This window comes from Halosimplex yunnanense (assembly GCF_054504345.1).
Map to the genome: position 1 here is coordinate 1 of NZ_JBTJEL010000032.1, position 21,171 is coordinate 21,171.

24 protein-coding genes and 1 tRNA gene are annotated in these 21,171 nt (G+C 67.9%); 13 read left to right on the forward strand and 12 right to left on the reverse strand.

Annotated elements, in window-relative coordinates; translation table 11 throughout:
- Nucleotides 1-378, forward strand: a 378-nt coding sequence (locus AB2U09_RS06950) for a PGF-CTERM sorting domain-containing protein (RefSeq protein ID WP_459191980.1), incomplete at its 5' end; no start/stop codon positions are given.
- Nucleotides 379-548: 170 nt separating this feature from the next.
- A complete protein-coding gene (gene artA / locus AB2U09_RS06955; protein ID WP_459191981.1) occupies nucleotides 549-1,568 on the forward strand; it encodes an archaeosortase A in 1,020 nt (339 codons plus the stop codon).
- Here the strand turns inward: artA and dph5 are convergent.
- A complete protein-coding gene (gene dph5 / locus AB2U09_RS06960) occupies nucleotides 1,557-2,336 on the reverse strand; it encodes a diphthine synthase (RefSeq protein ID WP_459191982.1) in 780 nt (259 codons plus the stop codon). The two genes, artA and dph5, sit on opposite strands and share 12 nt — an antisense overlap.
- A gap of 111 nt (nucleotides 2,337-2,447) precedes the next feature.
- Here dph5 and AB2U09_RS06965 point away from each other — a divergent pair, with 111 nt between their 5' ends.
- From AB2U09_RS06965 to AB2U09_RS06980, 4 genes are all read left to right on the forward strand, one after another.
- Nucleotides 2,448-3,434, forward strand: coding sequence for a class I SAM-dependent methyltransferase (locus AB2U09_RS06965; RefSeq protein ID WP_459191983.1), 987 nt, complete (start codon nucleotides 2,448-2,450; stop codon nucleotides 3,432-3,434).
- 77 nt (nucleotides 3,435-3,511) lie between these two features.
- A tRNA-Thr gene (locus AB2U09_RS06970) sits at nucleotides 3,512-3,586 on the forward strand.
- A gap of 80 nt (nucleotides 3,587-3,666) precedes the next feature.
- Nucleotides 3,667-3,843: a hypothetical protein gene (locus tag AB2U09_RS06975; RefSeq protein ID WP_459191984.1), complete on the forward strand. Its 177-nt coding sequence runs from the start codon at nucleotides 3,667-3,669 to the stop codon at nucleotides 3,841-3,843.
- Between the two features lie 86 nt (nucleotides 3,844-3,929).
- On the forward strand, nucleotides 3,930-4,280 hold the full coding sequence (locus AB2U09_RS06980; protein WP_459191985.1) for a hypothetical protein: 351 nt from the start codon (nucleotides 3,930-3,932) through the stop codon (nucleotides 4,278-4,280).
- Nucleotides 4,281-4,311: 31 nt separating this feature from the next.
- Here AB2U09_RS06980 and AB2U09_RS06985 read toward each other — a convergent pair whose 3' ends face one another.
- Both AB2U09_RS06985 and AB2U09_RS06990 read right to left on the reverse strand, forming a co-directional pair.
- The gene (locus AB2U09_RS06985; protein ID WP_459191986.1) at nucleotides 4,312-4,554 is read right to left on the reverse strand and encodes a DUF7385 family protein; all 243 of its coding nucleotides are present in this window, start codon (nucleotides 4,552-4,554) and stop codon (nucleotides 4,312-4,314) included.
- Between the two features lie 37 nt (nucleotides 4,555-4,591).
- Nucleotides 4,592-5,455 (reverse strand): cytochrome c oxidase subunit 3, encoded by an 864-nt coding sequence (locus AB2U09_RS06990; protein WP_459191987.1) that lies wholly within the window; start codon nucleotides 5,453-5,455, stop codon nucleotides 4,592-4,594.
- A gap of 137 nt (nucleotides 5,456-5,592) precedes the next feature.
- On the opposite strand from AB2U09_RS06990, the gene AB2U09_RS06995 reads away from it, so the two are divergent.
- The 4 genes from AB2U09_RS06995 (at nucleotide 5,593) to AB2U09_RS07010 (ending at nucleotide 8,294) form a co-directional block, all read left to right on the forward strand.
- Entirely contained in the window at nucleotides 5,593-6,975 is a 1,383-nt protein-coding gene (locus tag AB2U09_RS06995; protein ID WP_459191988.1) for a hypothetical protein, read from the forward strand.
- Nucleotides 6,976-6,978: 3 nt separating this feature from the next.
- On the forward strand, nucleotides 6,979-7,245 hold the full coding sequence (locus AB2U09_RS07000) for a DUF7410 domain-containing protein (RefSeq protein ID WP_459191989.1): 267 nt from the start codon (nucleotides 6,979-6,981) through the stop codon (nucleotides 7,243-7,245).
- Nucleotides 7,246-7,312: 67 nt separating this feature from the next.
- Nucleotides 7,313-7,597, forward strand: a complete 285-nt coding sequence (locus AB2U09_RS07005) for a DNA-directed RNA polymerase subunit L (protein WP_459191990.1) — start codon at nucleotides 7,313-7,315, stop codon at nucleotides 7,595-7,597.
- 91 nt (nucleotides 7,598-7,688) lie between these two features.
- Nucleotides 7,689-8,294, forward strand: a complete 606-nt coding sequence (locus AB2U09_RS07010; RefSeq protein ID WP_459191991.1) for a hypothetical protein — start codon at nucleotides 7,689-7,691, stop codon at nucleotides 8,292-8,294.
- Between the two features lie 30 nt (nucleotides 8,295-8,324).
- Here the strand turns inward: AB2U09_RS07010 and AB2U09_RS07015 are convergent, their stop codons facing one another.
- On the reverse strand, nucleotides 8,325-8,990 hold the full coding sequence (locus AB2U09_RS07015; protein ID WP_459191992.1) for a DUF502 domain-containing protein: 666 nt from the start codon (nucleotides 8,988-8,990) through the stop codon (nucleotides 8,325-8,327).
- Between the two features lie 184 nt (nucleotides 8,991-9,174).
- On the opposite strand from AB2U09_RS07015, the gene AB2U09_RS07020 reads away from it, so the two are divergent.
- Together AB2U09_RS07020 and glmS are read left to right on the forward strand one after the other, a co-directional pair.
- The gene (locus AB2U09_RS07020) at nucleotides 9,175-9,765 is read left to right on the forward strand and encodes an HTH domain-containing protein (RefSeq protein WP_459191993.1); all 591 of its coding nucleotides are present in this window, start codon (nucleotides 9,175-9,177) and stop codon (nucleotides 9,763-9,765) included.
- 226 nt (nucleotides 9,766-9,991) lie between these two features.
- Nucleotides 9,992-11,827, forward strand: a complete 1,836-nt coding sequence (gene glmS, locus AB2U09_RS07025) for a glutamine--fructose-6-phosphate transaminase (isomerizing) (RefSeq protein WP_459191994.1) — start codon at nucleotides 9,992-9,994, stop codon at nucleotides 11,825-11,827.
- Nucleotides 11,828-11,887: 60 nt separating this feature from the next.
- Here the strand turns inward: glmS and AB2U09_RS07030 are convergent, their stop codons facing one another.
- The 4 genes from AB2U09_RS07030 to AB2U09_RS07045 form a co-directional block, all read right to left on the reverse strand.
- A complete protein-coding gene (locus AB2U09_RS07030) occupies nucleotides 11,888-12,157 on the reverse strand; it encodes a hypothetical protein (RefSeq protein ID WP_459191995.1) in 270 nt (89 codons plus the stop codon).
- Nucleotides 12,158-12,452: 295 nt separating this feature from the next.
- On the reverse strand, nucleotides 12,453-13,436 hold the full coding sequence (locus AB2U09_RS07035; RefSeq protein ID WP_459191996.1) for a glycosyltransferase family 2 protein: 984 nt from the start codon (nucleotides 13,434-13,436) through the stop codon (nucleotides 12,453-12,455).
- A gap of 96 nt (nucleotides 13,437-13,532) precedes the next feature.
- Nucleotides 13,533-14,477, reverse strand: coding sequence for an NAD-dependent epimerase/dehydratase family protein (locus AB2U09_RS07040; protein WP_459191997.1), 945 nt, complete (start codon nucleotides 14,475-14,477; stop codon nucleotides 13,533-13,535).
- Between the two features lie 218 nt (nucleotides 14,478-14,695).
- On the reverse strand, nucleotides 14,696-15,625 hold the full coding sequence (locus tag AB2U09_RS07045) for a polysaccharide deacetylase family protein (RefSeq protein WP_459191998.1): 930 nt from the start codon (nucleotides 15,623-15,625) through the stop codon (nucleotides 14,696-14,698).
- Nucleotides 15,626-16,218: 593 nt separating this feature from the next.
- Here AB2U09_RS07045 and AB2U09_RS07050 point away from each other — a divergent pair.
- Nucleotides 16,219-17,967: a hypothetical protein gene (locus tag AB2U09_RS07050; protein WP_459191999.1), complete on the forward strand. Its 1,749-nt coding sequence runs from the start codon at nucleotides 16,219-16,221 to the stop codon at nucleotides 17,965-17,967.
- A 65-nt stretch (nucleotides 17,968-18,032) separates the two neighbouring features.
- On the opposite strand, the gene AB2U09_RS07055 is transcribed toward AB2U09_RS07050, so the two are convergent.
- From AB2U09_RS07055 to AB2U09_RS07070, 4 genes are all read right to left on the reverse strand, one after another.
- Nucleotides 18,033-19,136, reverse strand: coding sequence for a DegT/DnrJ/EryC1/StrS family aminotransferase (locus tag AB2U09_RS07055; protein ID WP_459192000.1), 1,104 nt, complete (start codon nucleotides 19,134-19,136; stop codon nucleotides 18,033-18,035).
- Nucleotides 19,133-19,732, reverse strand: a complete 600-nt coding sequence (locus AB2U09_RS07060; RefSeq protein ID WP_459192001.1) for an acyltransferase — start codon at nucleotides 19,730-19,732, stop codon at nucleotides 19,133-19,135. The genes AB2U09_RS07055 and AB2U09_RS07060 overlap by 4 nt, the downstream gene beginning before the upstream one ends.
- Nucleotides 19,733-19,804: 72 nt before the next feature.
- Nucleotides 19,805-20,293, reverse strand: coding sequence for a DUF7344 domain-containing protein (locus AB2U09_RS07065; RefSeq protein ID WP_459192002.1), 489 nt, complete (start codon nucleotides 20,291-20,293; stop codon nucleotides 19,805-19,807).
- A 61-nt stretch (nucleotides 20,294-20,354) separates the two neighbouring features.
- The gene (locus AB2U09_RS07070) at nucleotides 20,355-20,981 is read right to left on the reverse strand and encodes a metal-dependent hydrolase (RefSeq protein ID WP_459192003.1); all 627 of its coding nucleotides are present in this window, start codon (nucleotides 20,979-20,981) and stop codon (nucleotides 20,355-20,357) included.
- Between the last annotated feature and the right edge of the window lie 190 nt (nucleotides 20,982-21,171).

Here is a 21,171-nt window from a genome sequence, read left to right on the forward strand (position 1 = left end):
GCCATGCCCCACCTCGACGACAACTCGAACAACCTCTACGACTTCCCCGAGGCTGACGCGCCGTACTCGGTCAACGGCACCACCGTAACCGACAGCGCCGAGGTCACCGTCGGCGACGCGACGCCGACCCCGACCGCGACGCAGACGCCGACCGAGACGCCGACCCCGACGGACGAGCCGACGCCGACCGCGACGGCTACGCCGACGGACGAGCCGACGCCGACCGCGACGGACGAGCCGGCTGACGGTGGCGACGGAAGCGACGGCGAAGCCTCGCCCTCGCCGACCACCACCGACGACGGTGCTGGCTTCGGTGTCGCAGTCTCGCTGATCGCCCTGCTCGCTGCTGCGCTCCTCACGGCGCGCCGCCGCGACTAAGGCTGAACCATCGGGCTACCGCCCGACCCGACTCATCCGACATTTTTTCGATGCAACGTCCCTAGCGACAGCGATGTGCTGCGGGGCTGTTCTCGCTGGCCGCTCGCGCGGGCGACGAGTGCGTAACGACAAAGCATATAGCCGCGATCCCAGTACGTGAGGACAGACAGATGATCGGCGGTGTACTCGCTGGACTGGAATGGGCCACGCAGTTCTCCGACCCGCTGGCGTGGCTCGTCCTCGCGGCGTTTCTCGTCACTGCCGTGCTCGAGTGGCGCGGCAAACGCGAGCTGGCGCGGTATGCCGGCGTCGTGGGCTGGGCACTGTTCGGTATTTTCTGGCTGAGCCTGATCTACCACTTCGCGTTCGTCCAGAAGAGCGTCATCGAGGGCGTCGGGGCGCTCGTCGCGGTTCCAGCTTCCTTCTACGTCGGCTACCTCCTCTGGGAAGGCCGAGACTCGCTGTTCGTTCTCTCGCGAGCGGTCGTAGTCATGGGCGCGATATTCTTCCCGTTCGAGTCGATTCCGTTCCTGCGCCAGTTCCTCGTCGAGGTTGTCGCCGGACAGACCGACGCACTCATTTCGCTGCTGGGCTCGAACCCGGAACTGGTCCAGGGTCAGGAGGCCGTAGTGAACGGCGAGCGAGTCGTGACGTACGACGGGCTGATCATCGGCGAGAAAGCGCACCTCTACAAGAACACGTTCGTCTTCACACCGGGCGATCACACGATCTTCTACTCGATAATCATCGCGTGTACCGGAATCGGGAGCATGGCGATCTTCGGCGGGCTGATCGCGGCCGTCGACGCTCCGATCCGTCGTAAACTGCGCGCATTCGCGGTCTCGATTCCGGTAATCTACACGTTGAATCTCGGGCGGAACGTCATGATCGCCATCGGATTCGGCGAACAGCGATTCCACGTCTTTCCTGACCTGATCATGGCCGTCTTCTCCCTCGAAGATCCGTATCGAGTCTCCTACATCGTCATCGACCGCATCGTCGCACAGAGCCTTTCCGTGATCGCGCTCGTCGGGATCACGTACCTCGTCGTGCGCGAGTTGCCCGAGATTCTGACGATAATCGAGGACCTACTGTTCGTCGTCACGGGCACGGAGTACGACCTGGGAACGGCACTCGACGTGTCACCTGTCGCGGCCGACGGCGGAACCGGGACAGAATCAGACGACTAGTTCCTCGAGGGCGTCGGCCGGTGCGCCGCCGAGGGCCGCGAGGGCGTCCCGTTCCATGAGGTGGAGGTCGCCGGGGATCACGAGCAGGTGGAGCGGGTCGCCGAACGATTCTTCCGCGAGTACCGAGAGCCGGTCGGCGCGGACGACGGGGTCGGGACTTCCCGCACGGGCGACGACGACGGCGAGAACGTCTCCGTAGGCGTCAGCGAGGCTTGCAGCGGCCTCGTCGGCGCGCATGTAGTCGTCGTTCGCGGCGTCGATGTCGAGGAAGACGAGCGTGTGGAGGCCGCGTTCGCGGTTGTCGTCGACCGTCTCGAGGATGCTGTCGGGAAGCGTGTCACCGGCGTGGGAACGTTCGAAGGGTAACGTCGTCGCCTTCCCGAAGCGGTAGTTCTGCAGGCCGGTGAGCGAGCTCGCGGCAGCCTGTGCAGTCGTCCCGTGGACGACGCGCGTCTCGATGCCGCGGTCGTGTGCTCGCAGCCGGAGATCGGTGTGGGTCGTCGAGATCATCGTATCCCCCGCGGTGAGGAAGACCACCTCGGAGTCGGTAGCGTCGTCGAGGATGTCCTCAGGCGTCTGCTCCACGCCGGCACGGTCACGGACTTCGATTTCCGTGTCGTGGTACGCTTCGAGGTCGTCGACAGTGGCGCCGGCGAGCTTGCTCGTGTAGAATTCGGCGACGACGCGGTCAGCTGACCGGATCGCGTCGCGGCCGGCGACGGTGACCGAGCGCTCGTCGTAGAGTCCGAGTCCGACGAAAGTGAGCATACACGACGTCTCTCGCCGAGGGGATTAAGCGCCCCGAACGAGGGCAGCTGGCTCTGGAGAGTCGCGACCGGAAGCGTCAGGCTTACCGCTCGACGTCGTCGTATCGACGGTATGGACGTCTCCTGCGTTCGGGTCCCTCGCGAAGACGGCGAACGCGCCCGCCAGCGCCTCGCCGACGCGGACCTGATCGACGACGAGTACGAGATCGAGGTCGTGGACGGCATGCTCTTCATCCCCGTCAGCGACGAGAGCGCCGTCCCCGAGGAGTTCGCGGTCGTCGCCCGGGACGTCGAACGACGGGAGACCCAGACGATGCCGGCGGACCTGCTGTCGACGGACCCGACGTACGAGCGACTCGGCGACGTCGTTATCATCGACGAGGACGATCCCGACCAGGCGCGAGCGCTCGCCGACGCCATCGTGGAGTCGGACCTGCCGGTGAAGACGGTCGTCAATCGTGCGTCGAAGGTCAAAGGAACAGAACGGGTCCGCGACTGGGAGGTCCTGGCCGGCGAGAGTACCGAGGCGGTCCACCGCGAGTACGGCTGCGAGTTCGCGCTCGACCTCGCGACGGTGTACTTCTCGCCGCGGCTGGCGACCGAGCGCCACCGGGTCGTCGAGCAGGTCAAGGCGGGCGAGCAGGCGTTCGACATGTTCGCCGGTGTCGGCCCGTTCGTCGTCCCCTTCGCGGAACGCGGCGCGACCGCGGTCGGCGTAGACATCAACGATTCGGCGATCGAGTACCTGCGCGAGAACGCCGAGCGAAACGGCGTCGCCGACCGCGTGACTGCGATCTGTGGCGACGTGCGCGAGGTCGCCGGCGACTACGAGGACTGGGCGGACAGGCTGGTCATGAACCTGCCCCACAGCGCCGACGAGTTCCTCGACACGGCCGTCGCACTGGCCGGCGACGACTGCGTCGTCCACTACTACGACATCCAGCACGAGGACGACCCCTTCGGGCCGGGCGAGGAAGCGATCCGCGACGCGGCCGAGCCCGACTACGAGGTGACAGTCGCCCGTCGTCACACCGTCAGGTCGTACGCCCCCCACGAACTGAACGTCTGTCTCGACGTTCGCCTGACGCGAGCGGAGTGAGTCTCGGTCACAGACCGGCCCCGATTCGCAATCCTTATTGCGCTTATCGGCGCTACGAATAGATGGAGCGACACACTGCCGGTGTAGCTCAGACTGGCTAGAGCGAATCCTTCGTAAGGATTAGGTCGAGGGTTCAAATCCCTCCACCGGCTCTTTCTCTCGGTCGGCTTCGACAGTTAGCGACGGCGCTTCGACCGGTACCATCAAGCGGGTTCGGCGGGTCATCCGTAGTATGCGGTCAGAGGACGACATCCGGGAACGGATCGCCGAACTTGAGGACGCGTACGACAGAACGGACCCGCCCTCCTCGGAGATGGAGGACGAGGCCGAGGTGGCCATCCTCCGGGCCATCGAGGAACTGGAGTGGGTGCTCGAAGAACACGAGGCCGACGCCGGCTTCACGACCTGAGAGGGCGCTAGCGGACTGCGGTCTCGTCGAACATCCGCTTCGAGCGCCCCGGAACTCCTTTTACCGTCGGTGTCCCGCTGATAGCCGTGACACCCGTCGAGCGCGACGCGACGCTGGCTGCGGCGAGCGGCGCCGCGATGGTGGCGGTCCTCGCAGTCACTGAGTCGCTCTCGCTGCTGACACGGCCGACGAGCGCCGCAACGGGGGTCGGAGCGGCACTCGTCGTGGAGGCGCTGTTCGTCGCCGACACGCCGGCAGGAGAGCTGTGGAAGCGCCGCAAGGTCCGGATCGGGAGCGCCGTCGCACTCGTGGTCGGCGCTGGGGTGGCCGTCGCGGCTGGTGGACTCTGGCTCGTCGCCGCGGCTTGCTGGGGACTGGCGACGTACTTCGTGCTGCTCGCGCTTCTGGTAGCAGGGATTTGGGATCCGGCCGTCTGAGGGACGGGAAGTCTGGGGATCAGCCGTCCGCTCAGTGTGTGAGTAGCAATATCTGGTCGTCGGTGCGGACGACGCAGAACGAAGTCCCGGGGTCGCCGAAGGAGTTCTCCCGCTGTTCGGAGACGAACAGCCGGTCGAAGACGTCGCCGCAGGCCGGGCAGGCGAAGTCGTTGCGGTTCTCGAGGTGCATCGTGCCCCGGTCCTGCTTGCGAAGCTTCAGGCCGTGGCGGTACTCGTGGACGTCGAACCCGCCCTCGACGTCGAGCGGTTCCATGCCGGAAGAAGGGGAGAACGGGTCTTGAAACTCCCGCTCAGATCTCCGCGCCGACGTAGAGGACGACGACGAGGAAGACCCAGACGACGTCGACGAAGTGCCAGTACATCGAGACGGTGCTGACCGAGGTGTGACGGTCCGCGGAGTACTGGCCCTTGAGGGCGCGCACGAAGACGATGCCCAGCAGGACGGCTCCGAGCGAAACGTGCAGGCCGTGGAGGCCGGTCAGGCCATAGAACGCCGAGCCGAAGGCGCCTTCGGTGAGGGTGAACCCTTCGTGGACGATGAACTCGTAGTACTCGTAGGCCTGCCCACCGATGAACACGACGCCGAGCAGCAGGGTCAGTCCCAGTAGCTGGAGGAAGCGACTGCGGTTGCCCTTCCGGAGCGCGGTGTGCGCGAAGTGCAGGGTGAAGCTGCTGGCGATCAGGATCGACGTGTTGATGATGATGAGACTGCCCAGCAGGTCGGGGAAGCCCTCGGTCGACCAGGTACCGACGCGGATGAAGAAGTAGTAGACGAACCCGGCGCCGAAGGTGGCGATTTCAGACCCGAGGAACAGTATCATCGCGAGCCTGAGCGTCCCGGCGCCGTGCTCGTCCGTGCCGCGCTCCCAGAAGCTGACGACGAACGCGTGGTACAGCCAGCCGTAGAGGCCGACGAGGAACAGCCCGACACTCGCGATGGCGGCGGCCGGTCCGACCATCGGTCCGACGAGCGGTTCCTCGCCGCGGCCGAGCACGAACAACGCGGCCGCGGCGTAGATGCCCGCCGCGCCGACGGCGGTGACGAACGGCCACCAGCTCGCCTCGCCGAACCCGCGCGGCCAGTCCTCGACCGCCGGCAAGTGGTGACCGCCGTGGTCCCCGTGGTCCTCTGTCGTATCGTCCGCGAGACTCATACGTCTCGCTTGCGCCAGCAACACTAAAAAGCCTCTCAAACCGTCCGCGGCCGGAAGCCGGGAGTGGATCGGACGCGGTGGGTAATTCGCGCGGGCTTCCGATACTTTCACGCGACGGGCGGGCCAACCCCCGGCAGATGGGACGACGCACGCGCTGGTCGGGACTGGCAGGGGTCGCGCTCGCTGCGCTGGTCGGGGTCGCGGCGCGGCCGGTGCTCGCCCACGGCGGATCGCTCGGCGAGGGCGCCCGGGAGTCGCTGACCATCCCGACGTGGCTGATGCTCGCGACCGGCGGGGCGGTGGTCGGCGCCTCCTTCTTGCTGGCGAGCTTCGCGACGGACCGCTCGGCAGTCGACGTGCTGGTCGAGTGGCGCCGTTCGATACCGCTCCCGGCGCCGACGGCGCTCCGCTGGGCGGCAGGCGCCTTCGGCGTCGTCGCCCTCGTCGGCATCGTCGTGACGGGATTCGTCGGGCCGACCGACCCGCTGTCGAACCCGGCGGTCGTGCTGGTCTGGGCGGGCTGGTGGGCCGGGTTCGCCATGAGCACGTACCTCGTCGGCAACGCCTGGCCGGTGCTGAACCCCTGGCGGACCGTCGTCTCGGCGTTCCCCGACGTGGGACGGACCTACAGCTGGCGCTACGGCGCGTGGCCGAGCGTCGCGGGACTGCTCGCGCTCGTCTGGATCGAGGTGGTCAGTCCGCTGGCCGACGAGCCACGGGTCCTCGCGGTGACGGTCCTCGCCTACTCCGTCGTGACCGTCGCCGGCGCCGTCGTCTACGGGGTCGAGATCTGGTTCGGCGAGGTCGACCCGGTCGCCCGCGTGTTCCGCTACTACGGCGCGGTTGCCCCGATCGGCCGCGGCGAAGACGGGTCGCTGAGCGTGCGCCTGCCCGGCGCCGCGCTCACCGCGGACCTCCTCGACGGCGTCGATGACGCGGCGTTCGTGGTCGCCATCCTGTGGGTGACCACCTTCGACGGGTTCGTCGCCACGCCCGCCTGGCAGACCATCGCACGCGGCCTCGTCGGGCTGGGCTACCCGATAGCGTTGCTCTACCCCGGCGCAATGGTGGCCGGATTCGCCCTCTTCCTCGGCGTCTACCTGCTGGCCTCGCGGCTGGCCCGCCGGACGGCGCCGACCTACGTCTCGGCCGGGACGCTCGCGCGCCGGTTCGCCCCGCCATTGCTGGCCATCGCAGCCGGCTACCACGTCGCGCACTTCCTGAGCTACTTCCTCTCGCTGATCCCGGCGCTGTTCGCGGCGGTGACGGCGCCGCTTGCGACGGTCAATCCCGGCCTGCTCGTCATCCCCGGCTGGTTCGGTGGCGTGGCCATCGCGGGCGTCCTCGGCGGGCACCTGCTCGCCATCCTCGCCGCCCACGCGACGGCGTTCGACCTGTTCCCCGGCCGCCTGCAGGCAATCCGCAGCCAGTACCCGTTCATCGCGGTGATGATCGCCTACACGATGGTGAGCCTCTGGATCGTGACCCGACCGGACGTGCCGGTGCCGTACCTCTCCTGACCCATGACAGACCAACGGACGACCTACGACGTTCCGCCGGACCGGACGCCAGTCGACTGCGAGTACTGCGGGCGCCCCTTCGAGAGCGACGCGCTACTCGCGCTCCACCGCGGACGCGCCCACGCCGACGCCATCGACGAGGAGGAGCGAGCGGACTACGAGTCGACGTACGAGGCCGAGAGCAGCCAGTTACGTCGGTTCCGGCTCAAGGCGCTGGTGGTGCTGATCGTCCTCTACTTCGGGCTGTTGATGGTCTACGCGGTAGTGTGACTGCGCTGGTGGTCCGTCCGAGGACCGGAGCGTAAGTTTCATGCGCGCGAGCGCGCTGGAAACTGGTATGGAACTGCGGGTCATCGAGAAAGAGCCGACGATGATCTCTATCGAGATCGCGGGCGAAGACCACACGTTCATGAACGTGCTCAAAGGCGCGCTGCTGGAGACGGAGGGGATCACTGCCGCGACCTACGACGTGAACCCCGAGCAGTCCGGCGGCCAGACCGACCCGGTGTTGACGATCAAGACCGACGAGAACACCGACGCCCTCGACGCGCTGGAGACCGGCGCCGAACGCGTCATCGAGAAGTCCGACTCCCTGCGCGAGGAGTTCGAAGCGGCCGCCTGAATCCAGTTCGCTCACGTCTTCTCTCCGTTTCCTCCGACCCGTGAGCCGCGGCTGCCGTACGTTTTTGAGCCGCTCGTCCTATCGGAGTGGTATGGAACGGCAGCGAACCGACGGGACCGGGCCCGCGGGCGGCCCCGTCCGGTCGGACGGTGGCCCCGAGTCGGAGCCGGACATCGACGACGTGCTGGACGAACTGGAGGAGTTGGAGGAGCTGGTCGACACGCCCGAGGAGCGCGAGCAGGTCCGCGAGGCGATGCGGACGGCGCGACGCGCCCATACCCCACGGGTGTTCGGCCGGATCACCAACGCCTTCGACCTGCGGGACGCCGGCGAGGCGGTCGTCGGTGCGTTCATCTTCGGGATCCCGATGATCGTCGAGGGAGGCACGCTGGAGATCGGCGAGGATATCGCCGGCTCCGTCCCGGCGCTGGCGGCGACCGCCGGGTTCGGCTTCCTCGTCGTGCTGGGGATCCTCTATGCGGCCCGCTTCGAAGCGGTCGAGTCGGACCTGCTGTTCGGGTTCCTCCCGCGGCGACTGCTGGGGATCCTCGCCATCTCCACGGCGATGTCGGTCGGATTGATGACGCTGTGGCAGCGGGTCGACTGGAGTAGCCCGGAGGAGGCGTTTGCGCAGTGTCTCGTGGCCGCCGTGGTGATGGCAGTCGGCGCGTCGCTCGGTGACGTCCTTCCGGAGTAAGTCCCGTTCGGCCCGTGCCGCGTGCGGCGTTCAATCGGCCCGCTCGGGTTCCGGCACGGCGTACTCGTCGTAGGGCTCCGCCTGTTCCGCTTCGCTGCCGATGCCGGTGGTGACGACCATCCGCATCCCCTCGCGGACGCTCATGTCCGTCTCGTGGATCTGCGACTCGGGGACCATCACGAGACGGCCGGCGGTGGGGTTCGGGCTGTTGGGCAGGAACACCGAATGCGCTCGTCCGCCAGCGGCCTCGTCGATGCTAGCGTTGCCTTCGCCGGTCACGAACCCGATCGAGTAGATGTCCTCGCGAGGGTACTCCACGAGGACCGTCCGCTCGAACTGCGAGCCGGTGTCGACCAGCGAGGTCGCCACCTGGCGGACGCCCCCGTAGATCGTGCTGACCAGCGGGATGATGTTGATCGTCCGCCCGAGGTTGCCGAACAGGTGCTTCCCGATCGACCACTGGGCGAGCAGTCCCAGGACGGTGATCGCGGAGACGATGAGCACGACCGCCAGAGCCTGCGCAGCGAGTTCGATGTTCGCCGTCGTCTCGATCAGGCCCAGTTCCGCGACGATGGGGTTGATGAACTGCAGCGACCACGAGACCAGGATCTGGAGGATGTAGAGGGTGATGGCCAGCGGCGCCACGAGGATCAGCCCGGCGACGAAGCTCTCCTTGAGTCGGCTGGTCGCGCGCATACCCCGTGGTCGGCCCCGGCGATCAAAAAGGTAGTGACGAGCGGTATCGGCGTCCTACCGGCGGTTCGATCGGTCGTCCCAGCCCGTTTCCGTTCGTTACCCGGTATTCGAGCGTATTACCACCGGCAAAACGGTGGCAACGGTCTGCGCCGGTTAAGAGCGTCGGGTGACTTGCCCCGCTACCGTGACACGAGACCGTACGCAACCGACGGAGGACCCGGCGTTTTCGCGGTGGGCGGAGACGATTGAGGGCCGCTTCGAGGGCGCCGACACGCGCCGCGTGACCGTGTTCGTCCGCTCGATGCTCCCGCCGCTGGGCGCGAAGCGGACCCAGGAGGCACTGATCCGCGAGTTGCACGACCTCGAAGCCGAGGGCCAGCTGGACGAGGTATCCGTCACCGTCACCGGGAACCGCCTCTGTCTGTGCGAGACCTGTAGCGGGACCGACGCGGGGTCGTCGCTGCTCGAACGCGTCCGCGAACTCGACGGGTGGGGCCACGAGTTCGACGCGTCCGTGAGCCGCTTTTTCGAGACGCGCGAACTCGATTCCAGCGTCGCCGGCGAAACCGCGCGCGCACTGATCCCACCCCGGGTCGCGGTGGCGCTCTACTGCGACGACACCCTCGCTGGCGCGTTCCCCTGCGAGATGGGCGAGTCGACGGTGACGACGGAGGACTTCCTCGCCTCGCTCGATCGCTTCTGCGGTGCCAGCAGCCCCTCGTCCGGCGGTAAGGAGTCGTTACGCGTCGATTCGGTGCCGAACAGTCCGGACTGACGGTGCGCCGTCGGCGTCCACGCAGACGGTCGCCGCATCCCTGGCCCCTGCCGTGGCCGCGAACGGGCGATCCGCTACAGGTCACTTACCCGCCGCTCGACGGCGAAAACAACTGCATAACAATACAGTACTCTCCGGTAAGTGACAGCATGGACGAGTCGCCTAGCAGTGAAACAGACGCAACTGCGGTCGAGGAGTTCGAATCGGTCGCCGAGAGGTGTCGCTGATGTGCGGAATCACCGCCACGGTCGGGGCCGACGACGCGGTGTCGCGGCTGCTGACCGGCCTCGAGAACCTCGAATACCGCGGCTACGACTCGGCCGGGGTCGCCGTCGCGAACGGCGCCGGCGTCGAGGTCGTCAAACGCGAGGGGCAGGTCGAGGAACTCGTCGATCTGCTCTCGTCGACCTCGCTCGGCGGGCGCGTCGGGCTCGGACACACCCGCTGGAGCACGCACGGCCCGCCGACGAACGCGAACGCGCATCCACACACCGACTGCAGCGGCGAGCTCGCCGTAGTGCACAACGGGATCATCGAGAACCACGCCGAACTCCGCGAGCGCCTCCGCGGGGCGGGCCACACGTTCACCAGCGACACCGACACCGAAGTCGTCCCGCACCTCGTCGAGGAGTACCTCGCAGCCGGCGCCGGCGTCGAGGAAGCCTTCCGCAGCGCGGTCGAGGATCTTTCGGGAAGCTACGCCATCGCGCTCGTCCACGAGGACGAGGACGCGGTCTACGCCACCCGACGCGGCTCGCCGCTCGTGTTCGGCATCGCGGACGACGGCACTCGCCCGGCGAGCGACGAGACGTACTACCTCGCCAGCGACGTGCCCGCGTTCCTGGAGTTCACCGACGACGTGGTGTACCTCGAGGACGGCGACGTGATCCGGGTCGCTCCGGACGGCTACGACATCACCGACCCCGACGGATCGACGGTCGAGCGGTCGGTCGAGTCGGTCGAGTGGTCCCCCGACGACGTCGAGAAGGGCGCGTTCGACCACTACATGCGCAAGGAGATCGACGAACAGCCGACGGCCATCGCGCAGGCGGTCCGGGGTCGGGCCGACGACGGCCGCGTCGCCTTCGAGTCGCTGTCCGACGGGGCCTTCGCGGACGTCGAGCGCGTCCAGTTCGTCGCCTGCGGAACCAGCTACCACGCCGCGCTGTACGGTGCCCAGCTGCTCCGCGAGCGGGGGATCCCGGCGCGGGTCTTCCTCGCGAGCGAGTACGCCATCACCGCGCCGCCGGCCGACGACGGGACCTTGCTCGTCGGCGTCACCCAGAGTGGGGAGACCGCCGACACGCTCGCTGCGCTCCGGAGAGGCCGCTCCGAAGGGCTGCGAACGCTGGCCGTGACGAACGTCGTCGGATCGACGGCCGCCCGGGAGTGCGACGACGCGGTGTTCATCAGGGCCGGCCCGGAGATCGGCGTCGCCGCGACGAAGACGTTCTCCTCGCAGGTCGTCACGCTGACCCTGCTCGCCGAGCGGATCCGCCGCGACGTGCTGGGCAGTCACAGCGACGGTGCGCCCGAACTGCTGGACGAGGTGACCGACCTCCCCTCCGCGGTGGGGTCGACGCTGGCGGACTCGTCGGCCGAGTCCGTCGCCGAACGCTACGGCGACAGCGACGCGTACTTCTTCATCGGTCGCGGGACCGCCCGGCCGGTCGCGCTGGAGGGCGCGCTCAAGCTCAAGGAGATCTCCTACGAGCACGCCGAAGGGTTCCCCGCGGGCGAGCTGAAACACGGGCCGCTCGCGCTGGTGACGCCGAACACGCCGGTGTTCGCCGTCGCGACGGGTGAACACACGGAGAAGTTACTCGGGAGCATCGAGGAAGTGAGTGCGAGGGGGGCGCCCGTGATCGCGGTGGCCCCGCGATCGGAGCCGGCGGTCGCCGAGGCGGCCGACGACGTGTTGTGGGTGCCAGAGTCCCATCCCGAGCTCGTCGGCCTCCTGGCGAACGTCCAGTTGCAGCTGGTCTCCTATCACACCGCGACGCTGCTCGACCGACCAGTCGACAAACCGCGCAACCTCGCCAAGAGCGTCACCGTGGAGTGACCCGTTACGGCGTCCGGGACCGCCCGTCGACCGTCGGTGCGGACGTCTACGCGCGGCTGCTCATCGCTTGTCCGTCAGGTCACAGACCGAACCCTTGTCCGAGACGATGAAGGCGTCGTCGCGGAGCTGGTCCTCGGAGTTCGGCAGGAAGATGACCTGGTCGGGGTTGTCGACGACGTTGATCTTCTCCCACGCGATCAGCTCGTAGCCGAGGTTCTCTTCGAGGTCGGGGTCGACCGGCTGGTCGCGCCAGTTCGTCGGCAGTTCAGTCTCTCCCCGCGACAGCTGTTCGTCCGTCCACACGTCCGCGTTGTCTTCTTCTTTGGTCATGGTTCCTCGTTCACTCGTCCCGGGCCGACCGGTCGTCGCCCGCTTCGACTCGGGTCACGTCTCTGGTAACGCCCACCTACTCGTATAACGCTACTTACCATATGAATCCTGTTGCCCCAAACGAACACGACGTTTGGTTGCCGGGTAGTTGCAGGACGAGGGAGGTGGGGCGTGCTACCACGGCTCGCTATCTGCGGCCGAGAACGGGGAGGTTACCAAGAGAACGGTCGCGTCGAGAGCCGACGAGGGCGCGATAAGGGGCTCTTACCGCGCGGTTACGACGGTCTACCGCCGATCAGGTAGGGGTTGGCGTCGCCACGCTGTTGAGGTGGTCGTTCGTCCGCTTGTCGAGCACCATCGCCAGTACGAGGAAGAGGAGCCCGAACGCGATGGTCGCGAGCGCCGGCACGTCGAGGGTCGTGACCAGCGAGACGAGTCCTCCCACGACCCCGGTCGTCAGCCCGCCCAGTGCGAGGAAGTAACAGAGGGCGATCGGGTGCATCCGCTCGGAGAGGTACTTCGTCCGGATTCGCCACAGGAAGTTCCGGAACAGCATACCCGAGACCTTCGGGATGTACGTGGAGTAGTCGATGTGGCTCTCCTCGTCCTCGTAGATCGCCGGGACCGGGACGTCGACGACGCGCATGTCGGCGACGTTGAGCTTGACGAGCAGGTCGTTGCAGTAGCCGTAGAACTCGTACATCTCGTCGACGTTCGCCCCGTCGATGGCGGCTCTGGAGATCGCCGTGTACCCGTTCTGGGGGTCGCCGATCTCCCAGTACCCGCTGGCGATCCGCGTCAGATACGTCAGCGAGACGTTGCCGATGTACCGGAAGGTCGGCATCGAATCGTAGTGGTCGCCGAGCAGCAAGCGGTTGCCCTTGGTGTAGTCGGCCCGGCCGTCGACGATCGGTTCGACGACCCGATCGAGGAGTTCGGGGTCCATCTGGCCGTCGGCGCCCATGACGGCGATCGCCTCGATACCGTCCGCGTAGGCGCGCTGGTAGCCGGTCTTGATGGCGCCGCCGACGCCGCGGTTCTCCTCGTGCTGGATGGGGACGACGCGGCGTTCGGTCCCGCCGTCGCCGACGAGTTCCGCGGTCGGGGGGTTGTGTTTCTCGGCGTGTTCGGTGATCTCTGCCCACGTCTCGTCCGTCGAAGCGTCGTCGACGACGTAGATCCGGTCGACGAACGCCGGGATGGTGTCGATGACGTCGCCGACGAACCCGGCTTCGTTGTAGGCCGGAATGACGACGCCGATTGTCGTGTCCTGATACATATGCGTGTCTGGTGGACGGTCGGCCCTACGACAACAGCGTGTTTTGTTATGGCTCCCATACGGCGGGAAGACGGCCGTTTCGACCGACGGCGGCGGTCAGTTGGGGACGCTCGCCCGCTCGACGAGCGTCTCCAGTCCGTCCGCGAACGAGTAGGTCGGCTCGTACCCGAGTTGGCTCCGCGCGCGGCCGATGGCCGCACGGCTGTGCTTGATGTCGCCCTCCCGCGCGTCGCCGTAGCCGATCGAACTGTCGGAGTCGACGACGTCCGTGACGCGCTCGGCGACTTCCTGGACGGTGACGCCGGTTCCGGTCCCGACGTTGTAGGCCTGCCCGGTCTCGCTGGTCGACCCCGCGAGGAGGTTGGCCTGGACGATGTCCTCGACGTGGACGAAGTCGCGGGTCTGAGTCCCGTCGCCGTGGACGGTCAGGACGGCGTCCGACCGCGCGCGATCGAGAAACGCGCTCACGACGCCGCTGTAGCCCCCGTCGGTCCGGCCCGGGCCGTAGACGTTGAAGTACCGGAGCGCGACGGTGGGGAGATCGTAGAGCTCGTTGTAGGCGCGGGTGTGTTGGTCGGCCGCGAGCTTGTCGATGCCGTACGGCGAGGTCGGCATCTTCCGGTCGGACTCGTGGATCGGCAGCGTGTCGGGCTGGCCGTAGATCGCCGCGCTCGACGCGGTGACGACGCGGGCGTCCTCGCGCCGGGCGGCGTCGAGCACTTTCACCGTTCCCGAGGCGGTGCGGCGGTGGGCCTCCACCGGCGAGCGGACCGACGTTCGCACGTCCGCGAGCGCGGCCTGGTGGAAGACCACGTCGGTGCCGTCCATCGCCGTCTCGACGTCGACGGGATCGCGAACGTCGCCCTCGACGAACTCGGCCTCGTCGGGGACGTTCGCCGCCTCGCCCGTCGAGAGGTCGTCGAGCACGGTCACGTCGCAGTGGTCGGTCAGTGCCGCCGCGAGGTGGCTCCCGATGAAGCCGGCTCCCCCCGTCACCAGCACCGACTCGCCGGCGAGATCGCTCGCGGGATCATGCGGCATAGAACGTCCCCCCATTCGACGCACAGTCGATCGCCGTCAGTCCAACCAATCGGGCTTCCCCCGTCCGTTCGGGTGCGGTTACCGGCTTAGTCTCAGCCATTGAGGTCACTGGGGGCGGTCGAACCCATTGTTATAGGCCTCCTGAAAGAAGCGTAGTCGCCGCCTTCGACGGTTCGTTCCCCAGTTCTGACCTCTGAAAAGCGACAGGTACTCGGATTTCAGCGGCCGCCGTCCGTCGTCACCGTCGGCGGTTCGGCGAGCGTGCGCTCGGCGATCTCCCCCATGGTCTCGACGGGGACTTCCTCGCGACGAGCGTCGATGGCCCCGAGCACCGCTTCCATGCGACTGACCTGCGGTTCGCCGAGGAGGTTGTTCGGGTGCAACCAGAGGTGCAGGACGCCGTCGTCCGAAGCCGCTGCCTCCAGCCCGCGCTCGACGAGTTCGACCACAGGGTCGCCGACCACCGGTTTCGTCGCTCGGAGCAGCGTTCCCTCGTAACTATAGAGGAACAGCGACGCGGGGATGTTGACCAGCCCGTACTCGTCGACGGCCGGCGTCACGATGGGGGGATGGCCGGAGCCGACGGTGACGGTTTTGAGCTTCTGCGGGAGCGTCCGCCGCCGTGTCGGTCGAACGCCCCGGTAGGCGTCGAAGTCGTGTTCGGCGAGCTGGTCGCGATGGCCGACGTCGTTGCGCGGGAAGGCGACGGAGGACAGCTCGATCCCCCACTCCTCCGCGACGGCGCGGCTTCGCGCCAGGTCCGCGTCGGCTATCTCGTCCGTCGTCCCCTCGTCGCCGAAGAGCACGTGCGAGTACGTGTGACAGCCGATTTCGTGGTCGACGTCGGATTCGGCGACGCGCTCGATCAGCTCCGGGCCGCAGGTCAGGTCGGGCCGGTCGGCCCACTCCCCGCGCTCGCGTGCGAACCAGTCGGAACCGACCGGATGGTCGGGGTGCCGGCCGTCGCAGGAGTCGTGGAAGAGGTGACCGACGACGGCCCACGTCGCGGGCACGTCGTAGGCCTCGAAGAGCCGACAGAGCGTTCGCCAACCGGATCGCCCGCTCTCGACGCGCTGTTCGGGCGGGCTGTCGTAGTCGATGAAGCCCCATCCCAACTCCGCGTCGACCGAGACAACTACCGAGCCCACGGTTCACTCCGCCCGTTCATGTCCCACGACAGGCTCCGTTCGGAGTTTGTTATACCGTCACTACCGCGGGCTCGCTCTCGACTGCTCCGATGCACGACGATCGACTGCCGGCTCCGCCTCGCACCACTCCGAAGGTCGGACGAGCGGCTGAGCGAGTTAGTGTAACGAATAAATCTATCACTGCTATTTTATATAAAATATATGTTGTTTTATCATTCACACGGAGAGGATTCCTGTAGAAAAAGCCATAAACTGGGTTTTGGGACGATTTCGGTCGGATACAAGGGCCACAGAACGGCCGATATTCCAGACAGCGATTCACAGCGTAGAACGGGCCATTTAGTGGCACGAAAGCGCCAAAATAACGATTAAACCTTCGAAATCCGGCCTCGTAGAAATTCTATCCGATTTCCGTATTTAACCCCCTAATATATGAATACTGTATTGAAGGGAAGGCTGCGATCATCCGGTCGAATGGGCCTTCGATCGGGTGAGAGTCCACGGCCGGGAACGCGTGGTATCGGCGTCGATACTGGCGGCCGCCGCGGTTCAGCGACCGTATAACAATATCCGGGTGCGGTCACGCTCGGGCCGTGACTGGACTCATCGGAACGACGGCGGGCGACCGGCGACTGGACGCGGTGGCGGAGGCGTGCCACCGGGAGGACTGGTACGAACTCGACAGGGTCGCAGACGCCGAGGCGGCGCTTGGCGTCGTCGAACACGGCAGTCGCGACCCGGACGCGAACGTCGTCTGGCGCGGCGACGGGCTGATCGGCGCCGTCTACGGCGTCGTCGCCAACCGGGATCGGCTGTCGCTGTCGTGGGGAGAACTCTTCCGCGGCGTCGTCGACGACTCCTGCGAGACGCTCGCGCGACTCGACGGCCCGTTCGCGCTCGCCTGCGTGGATACCCGCGCGGGCGAGGTCCATCTGGCGACCGACGCGGCCGGCTCGCGGCCGATCTACTACGCGGCGGACGACGAGATCGACTTCGCTTCGGAGGTCGGGCCGCTCCTCTCGGCCGTCGACGACCCGTCGCTCGACGCCGCGGCGGTCGGCGATCTGTTGCTCGCCGGCGGCGTCCTCGGCGAGCGGACGCTGGTCGAGGGGGTTTCCAGCCTGCCCCCGGCGACGCACCTGGTGTTCGACGGCAGCGTCTCGACGCACCGCTACTGGGCGCCCGAATCGCCCGGGCTGGCTCCGTCGGGTTACCCGGACCGCTGGCTCGGCGCCTATCGACAGGCGCTCGGCGACCTCGCGTCGACGACGGCCGACCCCTCGCTGTGGTTCCCCGGCGACGCCGAGAGCCGCATCGCCGCTGCGGTCCTCGCCGAACGCAGCTGTCAGGTCGAGACGCTGACCTGCGGCGGCCCCGACGGCGCCGACCGCGAGTCTGCCGCCCAGGCGTCTGCGTACCTCGGCCTGGCGAACAGGCAGGCCCACGACGACCCCGACCGCCACCTCGTCGACGCGGTGGACGACGCCGTCAGTGCGACCGACGCGATGGTCAACTGGGCCGCCGTCGAAGGACTTCCGTACGTCACCGACCGCCTCCACGGGGACGCGGACGCGCTCGTCTTCGGTCGTTCCCATCCCGGTCCGATTCCCTGGGTCGGCACGGTCGGTACGGACGACTCCCCCGTCGCCGCGCTCGCCGAGAACGAGTGTGCGCTGCCGCCCGCGGCCGTTCGGGAGTTGCTATCGACCGATCGAGATCCCGCGGCGTCGCTCCGCGAACTGGTCTCGGCGAGCGTCGATGGCCCGCCCGAACGCACGGCGGTCGACGCGGTGATGCAGATCAGAGCCGCGACGGATCTGCGCGCTCGGGCCGTCCAGCGCAGTCGCGTCGGGACGCGGACCGTCGCCTCCGGTGCGCTGCTGGACACCGCGGCGCGCATGCCAGCCTGCTACCGACTGGAGACCCGACGGCTCGCCGACGCGACCCTGGCCGGCGACCCGCCCATCCAGGACGAGGTGGTCTGTCGGCTCGACCCGAACCTCGCGCAGATCCCGGACGGGTCGAGCGCGCGGAACCGGTCGGGTCCGGACCGATCCCGCCCGGACGGTACCGGCGAAGCGGTCGCCCGCACGCCCGACGGCGACCCGTACGTCCGCCGATACGCGAGCGACGACCGCTTCCGCCGGTTCGTCGACGACCTCATGGAGCGGGTACGCGACCGCGACCCGCTGGACGGCGACGCCGTCGCCGCCCTCCACGACCGGCTGGCAGCCGGCGAATTGACCTCGTTCACCCCGATCGCGGCGCTCACTGGTCTGGAACTCTGGGCCGGTCGCCACCTGGACGAGCGAGCGAAGAACTGCGCGAGCGTCGAAGCCTGAGCGGCGGTCGTTACAATCGGCGGGAGAATCAGCGAGCTCGGCGAAATTCGAGGTTTCGGCTCTTCTCACTGCACCTGATAGAGGGCGAACGCGTCGGCGATAACCGCACGGTCTGTGTCCGTGAGGCCCGGGTGGACCGGCAGCGAGAGCACTTCGTCGGCGGCCCGCTCGGCGACCGGGAAGCGCTCGTCGACGTGGTCGTAGGCGGGCTGCTCGTGGATGGGCGTCGGGTAGTAGATCCCGGTGTCGACGCCCTTCTCGTCGAGGTGGTCGATCAGACGGTCGCGCTCGGGCGCCCGGACGGTATACTGGTGGAACGAGTGATCGACGCGCTCGGGGACCGTCGGCGGGTCGATCGGGGACTCGGCGAGCGCCTCCGAGAGGGTCGCGGCGTTGTCCCGGCGGGCGCGGACGAACCGCGAGAGGCGCTTGAGCTGGACCCGGCCGATCGCCGCGGCCATGTTCGTCATCCGGAAATTGTGGCCGAGTTCGACGTGTTCGTACTGGTCGTTGCGGCCGTGGTTGACGAACCGCGCGGCGCGGTCGGCGATCTCCTCGTCGTCGGTGACGATCATCCCGCCCTCGCCGGTGGTCATGTTCTTGGTCGGGTAGAAGGAGAAGGCCGCGGCGTCGCCGAACGACCCGACGGGCTCGCCGTCGTAGCGGGCGCCGTGGGCCTGCGCGGCGTCCTCGATCACGGCGGCGTCGTACTCAGCGGCCAGCTCGCAGATTGCGTCCATGTCTGCGGGCAGCCCGTAGAGGTGGACCGGCATGATGGCGTCCACGTCGCCGCCGCGGATCTCGATGGCCTCGCGGGCAGAGGCGGGGTCGAGGTTGTACGTCTCGGGGTGGATGTCCGCGAAGGCGGGTTCGGCGCCGCAAAAGCGGATGGCGTTCGCCGTGGCGACGAACGAGAACGGCGTCGTGAGGACGGTGTCGCCCTCGCCGATGCCGCAGGCGCGGAGGGCGGCGTGCAGCGCGGCGGTCCCGTTGGCGACGCCGACGCCGTGGTCGACGTGACAGGCCGTCGCGAACTCCCGCTCGAAGGCGCGGACCTCCTCGCCGTCGGCGAGCATCCCGCTGTCGAGCACCTCGTCGACCCGTTCGCGCTCGCGCTCACCGATGGCCGGTGACGCGATGGGGATCTGCCGGTGGTCTTCGAGGCTCATCGCAGTTCGTTCCCCCCGCGAAGCTCCTCGGGGAGCGGTTCGTGAATCGCCGGCGCGCCGACCGCGAGGCTCTCCGATGGGACGTCCTCGGTGACGACCGCGCCGGCGGCGACGAACGACCCCTCGCCGACGGTCACGCCGGGCAGGATGGTCGCGTTCGCGCCGACGGACGCCCCGGATTCGATCGTCGCGCCGACGAGTTCGCTCGTCGGCCGCACGGGATAGGGGTCGTTCGTGACGACCGCGTGCGGGCCGAGGAAGACGTTGTCGCCGACGGTGGTCTCCGGCGGGAGGTAGACGCCGGTCTGACAGCTGACGTGCGATCCGACGTCGAGGTCGCCGTCGAGGACGGCGTGACTCCCGACGAGGACGTCGTCGCCGAGGGTCGTGCCCCCGCGGACGAGCGCGTGGTGGCCGGTCGAGAAGCCGTCGCCGATTTCGACGTCCCTGTAGACGATCGTGCCGCCGCGGATCGTCGCGTCGTCGCCGATCCGCGTCGGGGCGTCGGTGTCGCCGCCCGACTCGCCGACGACCGCTGTCTCGGCGATGTCGCAGCGCGCCCCGGTCCGCACGGTCTGGAGGTCGTGCTCACTCATGTGCCGGTCGAGACTCGACACGGAGCGGCCTTTGTTAATGAGCGCCTGTCGGTCCGCCGGTCGCGGACCTGATCACTCTGCGGAGAACTGATCCATCGCCAGTTCGAGGTACGGCACGGCGACCTCGGTCGCGTCGGTCGGGCGGACGGTCCTGTCGCTCTTGTCGTACTCGATGAGGCCTGCGTCGTCGAGTTTCGGCAGGTTCGAGTGGACGAGCTGCGTCGCGACCTGGTTGCGGAAGTCCGCGGTCGACAGGCCGTCCGGCGTCCCCCCGGTATCGACCACGTACTCGACGAGGTCGTCGTAGGGGACGGTCCCCTCGGCGCGGATGAGATACGCCAGCGTGTAGCGGTTGCCGGGCTGGGCGAGCAGCTCGAACAGCTCGTTTATCGACACCGGGCTCTCCGCACCACGCGGGGCGGCCCCGTCCCCCTCGTTCGGTCCGTCACCTGCGCTGTCCCCCTCGGGTCGACGGCTCTCGTCCGGGTCTCCGTGCGGAGGCCCGGACTGCTGTCGGTCGTTGTCACTCGACCGACTCTCCTGCGGGTGCTCTGACCCCATACCCTCATTTCTCGCTCGACTGTTATATATTCTCGCCCGGGTATCCGGTGGACGCGCCCGTTCAGCGCCCGGCTATTCCGCGGGCGAACGGCCGCCGGGGCAACCCGGGGAGCCCGTCGCGCAGCCAGAGCCACGCGGCGACGGCGAGCAGCGTGAGTTCGCCGAGCAGATAGAGCCCGCCGAGCGGCGACGCGAGGAAGACGGCGAACTGCTCGACGAGATCGAAGACGTGTGAGAAGACCGCCGTCGAGTCGTCGGTCGGCGCCGACCGGAGCGGCCAGAGGAGGAACCACGTCTTCGGTCCCCGGCCGAGGGCGACCGGATAGAGGACGTCCCCGGGAAGGTGACTCAGGTAGCCGACGACGAACGCCACCGCCGGGCGCTCGCGCTTCAGGACGACCCCTGCGACCAGGACGGCGATGCTGACCGGGATCGCGGTCAACAGCGAATGGGCGAGCGTCGTCCCGCCGGGAAGGACACCGATCCACCAGCCCAGCGGCTTGTCGACCAGGTCGGGGAACTGGCTGCCGAGGGCGACGGCGACGGCGGCGCTCGTGGTGGTCCGTTCGCGCCACGTCGCCCTGCTCAGCAGCGCGTAGGCGATGTACCCGATCGCGAGGTGTTCCCACGGCCACATCTTACCGCCGTCCGGTTCGAGCGCGGCCGCGTTCACCGCGGTCGGGACCACTGCGGTGCGGCGTCGCTCGGGAGCGCTTCGGAGGGCGATGTCTGTCCGGTGACGGGCGCCAGCGCCCGACCGGAGGGGTGCTCCGAGCGCGCGTGAGTTGCATGCGCGAGAGGCCGACGCGGACCCGGATTGTTATGGTCACGTTACGCGCGAACGGGGCGGGTCAACCTCCCCGTTCTCTCGGCCCTAA